The sequence below is a fragment of the Flavobacterium mesophilum genome (assembly GCF_039581405.1).
Taxonomy (GTDB): domain Bacteria; phylum Bacteroidota; class Bacteroidia; order Flavobacteriales; family Flavobacteriaceae; genus Flavobacterium.
In genome coordinates this window covers 342,612-355,667 of the sequence record NZ_JBCPXZ010000003.1, presented here as the reverse complement: position 1 = coordinate 355,667, position 13,056 = coordinate 342,612, and the positions used below count along the sequence as shown (strand labels likewise).

Annotated in this window: 12 protein-coding genes and 1 tRNA gene; 10 read left to right on the top strand and 3 right to left on the bottom strand. The window is 33.3% G+C overall.

Annotated features, from left to right (window positions below; translation table 11 throughout):
* Window positions 1-349: 349 nt before the first annotated feature.
* Window positions 350-748, top strand: coding sequence for a hypothetical protein (locus AAYQ19_RS10495; protein ID WP_343536180.1), 399 nt, complete (start codon window positions 350-352; stop codon window positions 746-748).
* Window positions 748-1,497, top strand: a complete 750-nt coding sequence (locus tag AAYQ19_RS10490; protein ID WP_343536179.1) for a hypothetical protein — start codon at window positions 748-750, stop codon at window positions 1,495-1,497. Before AAYQ19_RS10495 ends, AAYQ19_RS10490 begins: the two co-directional genes overlap by 1 nt.
* 106 nt (window positions 1,498-1,603) lie before the next feature.
* On the opposite strand, the gene AAYQ19_RS10485 is transcribed toward AAYQ19_RS10490, so the two are convergent.
* Window positions 1,604-1,685, bottom strand: a tRNA-Leu gene (locus AAYQ19_RS10485).
* Between the two features lie 110 nt (window positions 1,686-1,795).
* Between AAYQ19_RS10485 and AAYQ19_RS10480 the strand changes: the two genes are divergently transcribed.
* The 6 genes from AAYQ19_RS10480 to AAYQ19_RS10455 all read left to right on the top strand — a co-directional run bounded on the left by AAYQ19_RS10480 (window position 1,796) and on the right by AAYQ19_RS10455 (window position 7,806).
* Window positions 1,796-3,184: a dipeptidase gene (locus tag AAYQ19_RS10480; protein ID WP_343536178.1), complete on the top strand. Its 1,389-nt coding sequence runs from the start codon at window positions 1,796-1,798 to the stop codon at window positions 3,182-3,184.
* Between the two features lie 368 nt (window positions 3,185-3,552).
* A complete protein-coding gene (locus AAYQ19_RS10475) occupies window positions 3,553-4,257 on the top strand; it encodes an energy transducer TonB (RefSeq protein WP_343536176.1) in 705 nt (234 codons plus the stop codon).
* 112 nt (window positions 4,258-4,369) lie between these two features.
* Window positions 4,370-4,792 (top strand): toxin-antitoxin system YwqK family antitoxin, encoded by a 423-nt coding sequence (locus AAYQ19_RS10470; RefSeq protein WP_343536174.1) that lies wholly within the window; start codon window positions 4,370-4,372, stop codon window positions 4,790-4,792.
* 16 nt (window positions 4,793-4,808) lie between these two features.
* Window positions 4,809-5,771: a DUF6624 domain-containing protein gene (locus tag AAYQ19_RS10465; RefSeq protein ID WP_343536173.1), complete on the top strand. Its 963-nt coding sequence runs from the start codon at window positions 4,809-4,811 to the stop codon at window positions 5,769-5,771.
* Window positions 5,768-6,142, top strand: a complete 375-nt coding sequence (locus AAYQ19_RS10460; RefSeq protein WP_290964543.1) for a BlaI/MecI/CopY family transcriptional regulator — start codon at window positions 5,768-5,770, stop codon at window positions 6,140-6,142. Before AAYQ19_RS10465 ends, AAYQ19_RS10460 begins: the two co-directional genes overlap by 4 nt.
* The gene (locus tag AAYQ19_RS10455; protein ID WP_343536170.1) at window positions 6,139-7,806 is read left to right on the top strand and encodes an energy transducer TonB; all 1,668 of its coding nucleotides are present in this window, start codon (window positions 6,139-6,141) and stop codon (window positions 7,804-7,806) included. The genes AAYQ19_RS10460 and AAYQ19_RS10455 overlap by 4 nt, the downstream gene beginning before the upstream one ends.
* Before the next feature lie 172 nt (window positions 7,807-7,978).
* Here AAYQ19_RS10455 and AAYQ19_RS10450 read toward each other — a convergent pair whose 3' ends face one another.
* Window positions 7,979-9,343 (bottom strand): saccharopine dehydrogenase family protein, encoded by a 1,365-nt coding sequence (locus tag AAYQ19_RS10450; protein WP_343536169.1) that lies wholly within the window; start codon window positions 9,341-9,343, stop codon window positions 7,979-7,981.
* A 192-nt stretch (window positions 9,344-9,535) separates the two neighbouring features.
* On the opposite strand from AAYQ19_RS10450, the gene AAYQ19_RS10445 reads away from it, so the two are divergent.
* Both AAYQ19_RS10445 and pckA read left to right on the top strand, forming a co-directional pair.
* The gene (locus AAYQ19_RS10445) at window positions 9,536-9,922 is read left to right on the top strand and encodes a DUF423 domain-containing protein (protein ID WP_343536168.1); all 387 of its coding nucleotides are present in this window, start codon (window positions 9,536-9,538) and stop codon (window positions 9,920-9,922) included.
* A 300-nt stretch (window positions 9,923-10,222) separates the two neighbouring features.
* The gene (pckA, locus tag AAYQ19_RS10440) at window positions 10,223-11,827 is read left to right on the top strand and encodes a phosphoenolpyruvate carboxykinase (ATP) (RefSeq protein WP_343536167.1); all 1,605 of its coding nucleotides are present in this window, start codon (window positions 10,223-10,225) and stop codon (window positions 11,825-11,827) included.
* A gap of 128 nt (window positions 11,828-11,955) precedes the next feature.
* Here pckA and AAYQ19_RS10435 read toward each other — a convergent pair whose 3' ends face one another.
* Complete coding sequence (locus tag AAYQ19_RS10435) at window positions 11,956-13,014, bottom strand: phytase (protein ID WP_343536166.1); 1,059 nt, start codon at window positions 13,012-13,014, stop codon at window positions 11,956-11,958.
* Window positions 13,015-13,056: the final 42 nt, after the last annotated feature.

Here is a 13,056-nt window from a genome sequence, read left to right as displayed (position 1 = left end):
CAAGGTGAAAATCTTTGTGGTTGATGGATTTTAATCCATCTTCCCAATCATAATCGTCAATTTTGTCATTCCGAGGAACGAGGAATCGCACGCTGGATTTTGCAATCTATATCAAGCTTTATGCCTTAGAAGAATTTAGACGATTAACAATAAACTGATTTTAAAGGATTAAATAGATAGTGAAAAGGAGAAATCTTAAAAATATATTTGTATCGTAAGAAAAACATGTATATTTGAAAATATATAAAACAAAAATTTCTGCTTTTTCGGACTCGTTTTAAATGATTATATATTGTTGTATTATGCAATCGACGTATTTGAGCTTAAATCAATAAATCATAATAATTAGATGGAATTAATAAAAAGTTTACCTTTTAAAATTATTTTACCATTAGTTTTGTTGGGGGTACAATTTTCTTTGAAATACTTTATTGATAGAAGGGCTACTGCATATAATTTTGCAACATCTATTCTTGAGATACCAATAAGTATTTTATTTATATCAATTTCTCTTTTGTCTGGTTATATAATTGCGGAATTATATAATGTTCAGACTGCTTTTTTGTATTTATTGGGGATCATAGTTATTGTAATATTTTGCATCTTTTTTTGGAGACGTTCTATAGAACATCTTGAAAATAAAAATTTTGGATATTCTATTATGCTAGGAATCCTTAATCTAATAATTTCACTTCCGATTTTAATTTTTATTATATTCTTTATAATTTCAAATACTATTAAAAAATAATGAACGATATATTTTCAAACAAAGATTTTATAATAACCGTGATGAGTCTAACAATTTCTATTGTAACTATTCTACTTGCAGTTATGTTATATGTTAGGTATAGATCTCAAAAGTCTTTAATGGAAAGATATGATTATGAGGCAAAAATGGTTGAACTCGAATATGTGAGGAAAAATTTAGAATTGCAATTATATGATGTAAGTAGAAAATTGGAAGAAAATGAAAATAGATGGAAAGATATAAATCATTTAGTTATTTCTTCTCAAAATCGATCCGAAATTGAAAATGTGAATAATCCAGCTGTAAAGCAAAATGAATTTTTGAAAAATTTTGGTCTTTCAAACGTTGATTTTGTTATTGATGAAAAACAAGTTTTTATGTTGACTCCTTTTAATGACCAATATCGCTCAGATTTTAAAACGGTACGAGAAGTGTGCAATAATTTAAATTTAAATTGTATTAGAGGTGATGAAGAATATGTTCCAAATGATATATTTGGACATATTTTAAAGCAAATTGTAAAATCAAGATTAATTATTGCAAACATAACCGGACGTAATCCTAATGTGTTGTACGAGTTAGGTGTGGCTCATACCCTAAATAAACCAACATTAATTATTGCAAAAAATTTTAATGAAATTCCTTTTGATTTAAATAATAAAAGAATTGTAATTTATGAGAACGATAGGGATCTTAAATTGAAAATTGAAAGATCAATACTAGATATGCTAATTAGTAAAATAATTTAGCAACTTGAAAAATGCAGGAATTGGAATAATTATTTAAGATTAAAATATACAATTATTCACAAAAACAAAAAAGCTTCTGAAAAAATCTTCAGAAGCTTTACTTAAGTGCGGATAATAGGACTCGAACCTACACGCCTTGCGGCACCAGATCCTAAGTCTGGCACGTCTACCAATTTCGCCATATCCGCGGTAATTGTGGGTGCAAAGATAAGCATACTTTCCAATAATCAAAGGATTTTTTCAAAAAAATTATTAATTCTCTTTTTCGTACTTTTGGGTTTCTATAAAAATTATTTAAATGGAAAATATTAAGTCCTACGTTCAACAACATAAAGATCGGTTTATCAATGAATTGATCGAATTATTAAAGATTCCGTCGGTTAGTGCCGACACTGCATATTCGCAAGATGTTATTGACACAGCAGAGGCTGTAAAACAAAGTTTATCAAAAGCAGGGTGCGATTATGTCGAAACTTGCGACACTCCAGGTTACCCAATTATCTACGGTGAAAAAATAATCGACCCAAATCTTCCAACAGTTTTAGTTTACGGACACTACGATGTTCAACCGCCAGATCCATTAGAATTATGGACTTCACCACCATTTGAACCAGTTATCAAAACCACAGAAATTCACCCAGAAGGAGCAATCTTCGCGCGTGGAGCGTGTGACGACAAAGGTCAGATGTACATGCACGTAAAAGCGCTTGAATATATGGTGCAAAACAACGAATTGCCTTGTAACGTAAAATTCATGATCGAAGGAGAAGAAGAAGTAGGTTCAGCAAGTTTGGCTTGGTTCGTAGAGCGCAATCAAGAAAAACTAAAAAATGATGTTATCCTTATTTCTGATACTGGAATGATTTCGAATCAACAACCGTCAATTACTACAGGTTTAAGAGGTTTGAGCTATGTTGAGGTTGAAGTTACTGGTCCAAATCGCGATTTGCATTCAGGTTTGTACGGAGGAGCTGTGGCGAACCCAATTAATATTTTGGCAAAAATGATCGCTTCGCTTCACGATGAAGACAATCATATCACAATTCCAGGATTCTACGATAAAGTTCAAGAATTATCTGCAGAAGAAAGAGCTGAAATGGCAAAAGCGCCTTTCAACTTAGAGAAATATAAAAAAGCTTTAGACTTAAATGATGTTTATGGCGAAAAAGGATATGTAACCAACGAAAGAAACTCAATCCGTCCAACATTAGACGTAAACGGAATTTGGGGCGGTTACACTGGCGAAGGCGCAAAAACGGTTATTGCGAGTAAAGCTTTCGCTAAAATCTCAATGCGTTTGGTTCCAAATCAAGATTGGGAAGAGATTACAGAACTTTTCACCAAACATTTCACAAGCATTGCGCCAGCCGGAGTTACGGTAAAAGTATCGCCTCACCACGGCGGTCAAGGTTATGTAACGCCAATTGACAGCATTGGTTATCAAGCGGCAAATAAAGCGTATACAGAAACTTTTGGAGTTCCGGCAATTCCGGTTCGTTCTGGAGGAAGTATTCCAATTGTGGCTTTATTTGAAAAAGAATTAAAAAGCAAAACCATCTTAATGGGATTCGGATTAGACAGCGACGCGATTCACTCGCCAAACGAGCATTTCGGAATCTTTAATTACTTGAAAGGGATTGAGACTATTCCGTTGTTTTACAAGTATTTTGTGGAGCTTTCGAAATAGTTTTTTAACCGCAAAGAACACAAAGAATTTACGCAAAGCGCGCTAAGTAATTTTAAAGCGAACTTTGTGTTTATAGGCGTAATCGTGAAAAAAAACCTTGCACTTTGCGGTTAATTTTTACCGCAAAGAACGCAAAGGTTTACACAAAGGACGCTAAAAATTTTTAAAGCGAGATTTATAAAAAGTTCGCAAAGCTAGACGGATAAGCTTTGCGAACTTTGCATTTATAAGCATAACGTTAAAAAAATCCTTGCGTTCTTTGCGGTTAAATTTTTTCACACGCAAAGACATAAAGCTTTTATACCTAGAGTATTGGAATTTAAATTAAATCAGTATTTTTATCAGAAAATAACTAAAAAAATACCACTATGTCCCCAAAAGTAGATTCGGTTTTCAAAATGAAAATAGTTTTGTGTTTTGCTCTTATTTTACTTTTCAATGTCAGAACTACAGCGCAGGAAGCAAAGCCAAAACCTACTCCAGAAGAAGCGCAAAAAATGCGAAATGACATCGAAACATATTATGCCAATACTACTTTTAAAATTAAAAATTACGAAGGAGTTTATGTTGCAGAAAAGAAATTTACTGCTCTTGACCCTGTAGAAGAAATGGAGGCTATAAAAGTTTTTTTTGAAAATAGGAAATTAACCAAAGGAGAGATTACCGAAAAACTTAAAAAAGGCGGACCAGAAACGGAAGAAATTACGCTCCCTAAGATTGATGAAAATAATGTAATAATGGTTCGAAACGGCTTTTATCAAACAGCAGATTTAACCGAAAAACCAACTTATCCGGGAGGAATGCCGGAGTTTTATAAATTTTGCGGGCATTTTTATAAAGTGCCGTCGACACCAACAGGAATTGTGATAAAAGGAACCATCCGCGTTACTTTTATTGTCCAAAAAGACGGCTCGCTAACCGATATGCAAATTGTAAAAGATCTTGGCTACGGCACCGGCGAAGAGGCTTTGAGAGTACTGCGATTATCCCAAAAATGGATACCTGGCAAACTAAACGGCCAAGTAGTTGCGGCTAAATTTCATCTTCCAATTTCTATTCAAGAACCTGATTAAACGAACAGTAAAATTTTAGTCTAATAAAATTTTTAGCTAAAAAAGTTGCACGTTTGAATTTTATCTCTACATTTGTAGAGCAATATCTATAAATGTAGAAATAAAGCATTTTATGAAAAAACAATTTTTAATAGTGTTTTGCGGATTATTACTTTTGAGTTGCAAGAGCAAACCGGTTAATCAAAAAATTGATCATAAAAGAGAAGGCATTTGGATTGATAATTATAAGCAAGACAGTACGGTTTACAAATCATACGAATATTATAAACATGATGTTCCAGTAAGAAAGTGGAAATCGTATATCAACGGAAAGCTTTATAAAACTGAAAAATATAAAAACGGAATTTGCATTGTAAAAAGTTATTACGAAAACGGAAAACTAGAATCAAAAGGAAAAACAAAATTAGAAACGAATTCGGTTGAAACGCATTGGTTTTATTTTGGAGAATGGAAATTCTATTCGGATAAAGGAAAATTAAAAAGCATCAAAAATTACGATAAAGGCAATTTAATCTCAGAACAAAATATCAAATAAACCACGATCATTAGTCATGAAAAAAATAATTGTTTTTAGTTTTATTGTCCTGATTTGCTTTTCCGCGAAAGCACAGACCTATAAAGAATGGGTGCGCAAAGCAGATTCTTGTTATGGGAAGGAAAACTATAAAATGTCTGTTTCTTTTTATGAAAAAGCTTTTAAAATAGAGCAAAAATCGGCGAAAAATTTCTACAATGCGGGCTGTTCTGCTGCCTTGGCAAAAGAAAATAAAAAAGCATTTAAATGGCTAAATCTGGCAATTGATAATGGATTTCAAAACATGGATGAACTTCAAATTGAGATGGATTTAAAATCATTGCATTCAGAAAAAGAATGGACAAAAACAATTGAAAAACTGCAAAAGAAACTTGAGATTATAGGAGTAAATTACGATAAGGCGCTGGAAAAAGAACTTTCGGAAATTTATGCCAATGATCAGGAGATTCGAGGAGAATTTTTGAATGTTTATAAAAATCCAAAGTCAGATAAGAAGAAAATTGACAGTATTGGTAAAATCATGATTAAAAAGGACAGTGTTAACCTGATCAAGGTCATGAAAATATTAGACGAAAGAGGATGGTTAGGAAAAAATGTTGTTGGCGTTCAGGGAAATAAGACTTTGTTTTTAGTTATTCAGCATGCGGATTTAAAATATCAACAAAAGTATTTGCCAATGTTGAGAGTAGCAGTTAAAAATGGAAATGCAAGCCCAATAAATCTAGCCTATTTAGAAGATAGAGTGGCTTTACGAGAAGGACGAAAACAAACTTACGGAAGCCAGACTGCAAAGAATAAAAAGACGAATAAATGGTACATATCGCCTCTAATAGATCCAGATAATGTGGATAAAAGACGCGCTGAGGTAGGATTGGGGCCAATAGCCGATTATGCGGCCAAAATGAATATTGACTGGAATTTGGAAGAGTACAAGAAAGAATTGCCAGAATTGGAAAAACTTGAAAATATTACAAAATGACACAATTATCAAACGCAGAAGAACAATTAATGGAACATTTATGGAAGCTTGAAAAGGCTTTCATGAAAGATTTGCTCGAAGCTTATTCGGAGCCAAAACCGGCAACAACAACTGTTGCTACATTGCTAAAGCGAATGATCGACAAAAAGTTTGTTGCGTACAATGAATTTGGGAATTCGAGAGAATATTATCCTTTGGTAAAGAAAACTGATTATTTTTCGAAACACGTAAAAGGATTGATTAGCAATTTCTTCAATAATTCAGCATCACAATTTGCTTCATTTTTTACAACTGAAACTAATTTGAGTGCTTCAGAATTAGAAGATCTTAAGAAAATAATAGACTCGGAAATTCAAAAGAAGAAAAAATGATCGACTTTCTTATAAAATCAACTATTGCTTTAGGAGTTTTTCTCGCCTTTTACCATTTTGTATTAGAGCGCGAGAAAATGCATCGGTTTAATCGATTCTTTTTGCTTTTTTCGATTGTGTTTTCGTTAGTCATTCCGTTTGTTTCATTTGAAATTGTCAAAGAAATTCCGGTAAATGTTTCAAATCAAATTGCGGTAAATCAGCCTATAATTCAAATGCAGAATGTTGTTGAAGAAACCAATTATAAATTGATTTTTTTATGGAGTTTGTATGTATTTGTGACTTTAATGTTGGCAATACGATTTGGAACAAATATTAAAAACTTTGCGACTAAAATAAGCCAAAATCCGGCAGTAGATTTTAAAAATTCAAAATTGATTTTGGTAGAAGAAGAAATCTTGCCGTATACTTTTTTGAATTACATTTTTGTCAATGCTAATGATTATAAAAATCAAAATGTTGAAGCCGAATTGTACACGCATGAGTTGGTTCATGTAACGCAGAAACATACGCTCGATATTTTGTTTATAGAGTTTTTGAAGACTGTTTTTTGGTTTAATCCCATCTTCTTATTCTATAAAAAAGCAATACAACTTAATCACGAATTTCTTGCCGATCAAGAAATTGTGGAAACTTATAACGATGTTCCATTTTATCAAAACTTGCTTTTGCAAAAAGGAAGTGGAAATCAAACGATTTACTTGGCCAGTAATTTGAATTATTTAGTAACAAAAAAACGATTAATTATGATGAAAAAAAGAACATCAAAAAACACAGCGTTTCTAAAGAAAATTGCTGCCTTGCCCGTTGCCATGACTTTAATGAGCCTTTTGTGTATTGAAACCGTTGCTCAAGAAGTGAAAACTAATGCGAATCAAGTAAAGCAAAGTGATGCTTCACTTGGAAAATATTACGCTAATACCGCTTTCGTTTTCAAAAACAAAAACAGTAAAATTGCTATTAAAAAGCAATATAATGAATTAACGGCGCAGGAGAAAAAACTCATTCCGCCAGTGCCAACTTTGGCTAAAAAATCTCCAGATTCGAAGGATTATGAAGGTTTTAAAAACAGCGAAAATTACGCCGTTTGGATCGATGGAAAACATGTTCCAAATGCAACTTTGAATGATTTTCAAGCAAGCCATTTTGTTTCTTACTTTAATAGTTTTGTGTATAAAAATGCTAGAAGCACGAAATTTCCGCAACGTTATCAGGTTACATTGTATACTGCCGAGGGTTATGAAAAAGCGTATGGCAAGGATAAAGTAAATGGTTCTGGAACAATTACACTTTTACTGAACGAAAATGCATCGAAGAACAAAATTCAAAAAGCTCCGGAAAAAGAAAATGTTCCAGTTGTTAACGGAATTGAAAAACAACCCGAATATCCAGAAGGAACATTGGCGTTTTACAAATTTATTGGAAGAACCTTTAAAGTACCAGCTGAAGCAGGTAAAATTGAAGGAAAACTATATCTGGAATTTATGGTTGAAAAAGATGGTTCGCTTTCAGAATTTAAAGTGGTAAAAGATTTAGGATTTGGACTTGGTGATGAGGCAATTCGTGTTTTAAAACTTTCTCCAAAATGGAATCCTGGAATTCAAGATGGAAAACCAGTTCGAGTATTGTACAAATTGCCAATTACGATTCAGACTGATAAGTAACAAAGTGACAGAGTAACAAAGTGATAAAGGTTTTTTATTGCAGAGGCCTTTGTCACTTTGTTACTCTGTATCTTTGTTCCTTAAAAAGAAAAAATCCGCTTCTGTTGCATCGTAGAAGCGGATAAAATAAACTAAAAAAAAAATTCTAAAAAATTAAAATCAAAAAACTAGACTAAAACAAGTCTGGGTTGTATCCAAAATAGGGTACTATTTGCTCATTGAATACAACCCCATATTCTTCTAACTCCTTTAAAATAGGCTCGTAAACTTCTTTTTTAATTGGAAGTTGAACGCCTGGAGTTGTAATTTTCCCATTTAAAATCAATAGTGTCGCCATCGCTACCGGAAGTCCAACGGTTTTTGCCATTGCGGTATAGGTTTGATCATCGCCGATGCAGACCATTTTTGAGTCGATTTGTTTTTTTTCGCCGTTGCATTCATAACCAAATTTATGATACATGACGATCATATCTTTGTCATCTGGTTCGAGCGCCCAACTGTCGGTCAATATTTTTTCTAAGATTTGAGCCGGAGTTGCATTTGGCAAATTCACTTTTTTGTTTGGGTTGAATAAATCCAATTCCAAAAGTTTGTCCCACATGATATCATCTTGATCAATTTTTAAGATGAATCGTGTCTTAATTTCAACCGAATCAGTTGGATGATAAGGCAAAAATGAATTCATGAATTGGCGATAGCTCATATTTTCAGAATCTTCAATAACATAACTGTCGTCTGTCATTCCGAGTTGAACGAACATATTCCAAGCTTTTGAAAAACCAACTCTTCGAATGGTTCCCCGATATAAAGTTAGAATATCGTCAAGTCCATAAACTGATCTGTATTTTAGTGAATCACGATTCGAATAGGCCTCAAATTTTCCGTAGCCTTCCACTTCTAGAAATTCAGTTCTGCGAAACAATGCGCTATACGGAATATATTTATAAGTGCCTTCCTGAATAAATTTGGCTGCGCCTCCTTGACCGGCCAAAACCACATTTCGTGGCGCCCAAGTGAATTTGTAATTCCATAAATTGTTATCAGATTCAGGAGCTACAAGTCCGCCACAGAACGATTCAAACAAAAGCATTTTACCACCTTTTGATCTAATTTCATCAATCACTTTCATGGCGCTCATGTGATCAATTCCAGGATCAAGACCAATTTCGTTCATGAAAATTAAATTGTTTTTCTTCGCTTCTTCATCAAGTGCCTGCATAGCATCACTTATATAAGATGCTGTGACAAGATGTTTTTTGAAATGAAGACAATCTTTGGCAATTTCGATATGCAAATGTGCTGGAAGCATCGAAATAACAATCGAAGCTTCTTCAATTGCCGATTTTCGTTCTTCGGCATTAAAAATATCTAAAGCAATTGGAGTTGCGTTTGGGTGTTTTTGCGTCTTTTTTTCGGCTAAAGCCAAAGATAGATCGGCAACAACCAAATGAAGGTTCTCACTTTCTGATTTTGAAAGTAAATAACGAATCAAAGATGACGCTGAGCGTCCTGCTCCAAAAATTAATATGCTTCTCATATTTTATATTTATAACACAAATATATTAAAATGTTATAAATATAACATGTATAGGTAGTAAAAAATGTAATTTATTTTTCAAATAAGTTAAAAGATGAATTTTTCAGTTACAGTGATATTTTTTGGCAAAAAGCAAACGGTTTTTTCTAATTGTATTGAGTATTTTTGTTGGGTAATTAGAAAAACAGAAACATGAAAAGAAGAATAGTTTTGACGGGAGCTTTTATCGGAATGTTAGCTATTATTTTAGGCGCTTTTGGAGCTCATTTGCTAAAAAAATATTTATCTGTGGAAGAACTGAATACTTTTGAAGTTGGAGTTCGTTATCAAATGTATCATGCTTTCTTTTTGTTTTTCGTTTCGACTCGAAAAGACATTTCTGAAAAAACCTTAAAAACCATTTATAATTTGGTTGTTGCAGGCGTTGTACTTTTTAGTGGTTCGATTTATTTATTGGCTACAAAAAACTTCACTTTGTTCGATTTTAAATTTATAGGATTCGCAACACCTTTGGGCGGAATGCTATTAATTATTGCTTGGTTGACATTATTTGTTACTATTTTGAGGCAAAAATCATAAAATCCCGAATAAAAAATTCTATCTAAAAATTAATATTTAATTTTGTCTCATAAATAACATATAATCTTATTTGTGTGAATTTATTTTGTTTTTCACTTTAAAAAGAGAAAAATATAACAAATTTGACTAAAAGGTTATAAGATAACAAATTAGAAGCTCTTATTTTTTTATTTTATTGAATTTAAAGTTTAAATTTTGCTTTTTTGATATAAATTAAAGTGAAATTGAAATATTTTTAAAGGATTTACAATAAATCTGTAATTTTGCATTCTATCAAACATCACACACAACTTAAAATTTATGGACACTAACACACTTTTCTCGCAATCGATTTCGTTAAAAGAATTAGGAATTGAAAATGCTAAAGTTCGCTATCAATTATCCCCAGATGAATTGCATGCCATTACTTTACAATCAGGCCAGGGTGTCGAAAGCTCAACAGGAGCATTGGCTATTAATACAGGTGAATTTACAGGACGTTCTCCGCAAGATCGTTTTATTGTAAAAGATGCGATTACAGAAGATAAAGTTTGGTGGGGAAATGTAAATATTCCTTTTGCACCAGAGGCTTTTGAAAAATTATATAATAAGGTAACAAAGTTTTTATCAGACAAAGAAGTTTTTGTTCGTGATTCATACGTTTGTTCAGACAACAATTACAGATTAAATGTTCGTGTTGTAACCGAAACAGCTTGGTCAAATTTGTTTTGCTACAATATGTTCTTAAGACCAGAAGAATCTGAATTGGCAAATTTTACTCCAGAATGGACAGTAGTTTGTGCACCAAGTTTTATGGCAGATCCTGCTGTAGACGGTACACGTCAATCTAATTTTGCAATTTTGGATTTTACTAAAAAAATCGCATTAATTGGTGGAACTGGGTATACAGGAGAAATGAAAAAAGGAATTTTCTCTGCTTTGAATTTCATTTTACCAGTTTTCAAAAATACACTTCCAATGCACTGTAGTGCAAATGTTGGGAAAAACGGAGATACTGCAATTTTCTTCGGATTATCAGGAACCGGAAAAACGACTTTATCTGCAGATCCAGAGCGTAAGTTAATTGGAGACGATGAGCACGGATGGACAAGCGAAAATTCAGTTTTCAACTTTGAAGGCGGTTGTTATGCGAAAGTAATCAACTTATCTGAAGAGAATGAACCAGACATTTACAGAGCGATCAAAAAAGGTGCGCTTTTAGAAAATGTGGTTTTCAAAGCTGGAACTAACGAAGTAGATTATGATGATGTTTCAATCACTCAAAATACACGTGTAAGCTACCCAATAACGCATATTGACAATATTCAGCCAGGTTCAATCGGACATAATCCTAAAAATATCTTCTTTTTAACAGCAGATTCTTTCGGAATTTTGCCTCCAATCTCAAGATTGACTCCTGGTCAGGCGGCCTATCACTTTATTTCTGGATATACTGCAAAAGTTGCTGGAACTGAAGCTGGTGTAACAGAACCACAACCAAATTTCTCTGCTTGTTTTGGAGCGCCATTTATGCCTTTGCATCCAACAAAATATGCTGAAATGTTGAGCAAAAAAATGAAAGATGCTGGTGTAAAAGTTTGGTTGATCAATACAGGATGGACTGGAGGCCCTTACGGAACAGGAAGCCGTATGAAACTAAAATATACTCGCGCTATGATTACCGCTGCATTAAATGGAGAATTGGATAATGTAGAGTATAAAGATCACGCAGTATTTGGAATTGCAAAACCACAATCTTGTCCAAATGTTCCAGAGGAAATTTTAAATCCAAGAAATACTTGGGCAGACAAAGATTTATACGATAAAAAAGCGTTAGAATTAGCTCAGAAATTCAAAGCTAATTTTGCCAAATTTGAAGAATTTGCGAATGCTGAAATTTTAGCAGGAGCACCGATTACAGAATAAAGGGGCAATTACTAATTCAAAATTAAAAAAGCTGTTCGTTTTGAACAGCTTTTTTTGTTTGGTTTCCAATCGCAGAAAAAAAAATAAATAAACACTGAAAACTGCGACCGAAAACCTTGACAGAATGCTTATTTCTTAGCTTCGTCAATGCGTTTTTGGATCAAATCCCAAGTATAATAATGAAAGGTCATTCCGTTGCTCATGGCTACGAAAAGTCCGTTTTTGTATTTTGAACCTAAGTTTACATTGGTAACATCGGCACCGTCGCACTCAATTGTTGAAGTTGGAATTTCGGCTAATAAAGGATAACTGTTTGGATTTCCTTTAGAACCTTCTCTCGGATAAACCATAAAAGAATTTGCTTGCTGATTTGAAACCAAAATATATCCGGTAGAATCTGTTTTCTTGTAGATTGCGATTCCTTCATGATCTGCTTTGAAATCCTTTTGTCCAAAAAGTGCCAATTCTTTATTATCATTTAAAGCTGGATCTGCTTTGTATTTTCTGATTCCGAATTGTTCGTCACAATAGTAAACAGCGCCTAATTCATTGTCAACTGCAATCGCTTCGATTTCTTTTTTGCCACTATAAGCTCCGAATTTGCGAACTACTTTTGCGACAGCATTTTTTCCTGAACCCGAAAGTTCATATTGCCATAAATAACTTCCAGAAGGTCCCGTTTTTCTTCCCACAATAGCAAAAATCTTTCCATCATTTGGACGTGTGTACAAAGCAACTCCCATTGGGTCGCGTTGTGCTTCGCCTTCAAAAACTGGAATTCCGCCGTTGTCAATTGGTTCTAAATCTGGTAAACTAAAAATTCTGATTTTGTTTTCTTCACGTTCTGTAGTTACCGCAACATCTACTTTTTTTCCGTCAATAATCAATCCGTAAGCGATATCAACATTGTTTGGACGTTTTAACGGAATCGATTTTTTAAGGATTTTTCCATTCATATCAAAAGCATATAAACCGCCGTCTGTGTCCTTGTCTGTTCCAACAATAATACTTTTTGAAGGATCTGTTGGGTGAATCCAGATTGAAGGATCATCTGTATCGTGAGGCAAGGCTTGAGTGACAGTTGTTGGCTTAACGGCATTTGGTTGTACCGGTGCTAATTTATCATCTTTACAAGCTGTAAATGAAACTGCTAAAAGTAAAAGAGCAATTAAAGATTTATTTTTCATTGGTATGATATTTTAATGCAATTAGACAGAGCGCTAAACTCT

What these genes read in the sequence shown, in the direction of transcription:
- AAYQ19_RS10435 (WP_343536166.1), bottom strand. Translation starts at nt 13,014, where the DNA reads ATGAAAAATAAATCTTTAATTGCTCTTTTACTTTTAGCAGTTTCATTT.
- AAYQ19_RS10455 (WP_343536170.1), top strand. Translation starts at nt 6,139, where the DNA reads ATGATCGACTTTCTTATAAAATCAACTATTGCTTTAGGAGTTTTTCTC.
- AAYQ19_RS10460 (WP_290964543.1), top strand. Translation starts at nt 5,768, where the DNA reads ATGACACAATTATCAAACGCAGAAGAACAATTAATGGAACATTTATGG.
- AAYQ19_RS10495 (WP_343536180.1), top strand. Translation starts at nt 350, where the DNA reads ATGGAATTAATAAAAAGTTTACCTTTTAAAATTATTTTACCATTAGTT.
- AAYQ19_RS10445 (WP_343536168.1), top strand. Translation starts at nt 9,536, where the DNA reads ATGAAAAGAAGAATAGTTTTGACGGGAGCTTTTATCGGAATGTTAGCT.
- AAYQ19_RS10470 (WP_343536174.1), top strand. Translation starts at nt 4,370, where the DNA reads ATGAAAAAACAATTTTTAATAGTGTTTTGCGGATTATTACTTTTGAGT.
- pckA (WP_343536167.1), top strand. Translation starts at nt 10,223, where the DNA reads ATGGACACTAACACACTTTTCTCGCAATCGATTTCGTTAAAAGAATTA.
- AAYQ19_RS10450 (WP_343536169.1), bottom strand. Translation starts at nt 9,343, where the DNA reads ATGAGAAGCATATTAATTTTTGGAGCAGGACGCTCAGCGTCATCTTTG.
- AAYQ19_RS10490 (WP_343536179.1), top strand. Translation starts at nt 748, where the DNA reads ATGAACGATATATTTTCAAACAAAGATTTTATAATAACCGTGATGAGT.
- AAYQ19_RS10480 (WP_343536178.1), top strand. Translation starts at nt 1,796, where the DNA reads ATGGAAAATATTAAGTCCTACGTTCAACAACATAAAGATCGGTTTATC.
- AAYQ19_RS10475 (WP_343536176.1), top strand. Translation starts at nt 3,553, where the DNA reads ATGTCCCCAAAAGTAGATTCGGTTTTCAAAATGAAAATAGTTTTGTGT.
- AAYQ19_RS10465 (WP_343536173.1), top strand. Translation starts at nt 4,809, where the DNA reads ATGAAAAAAATAATTGTTTTTAGTTTTATTGTCCTGATTTGCTTTTCC.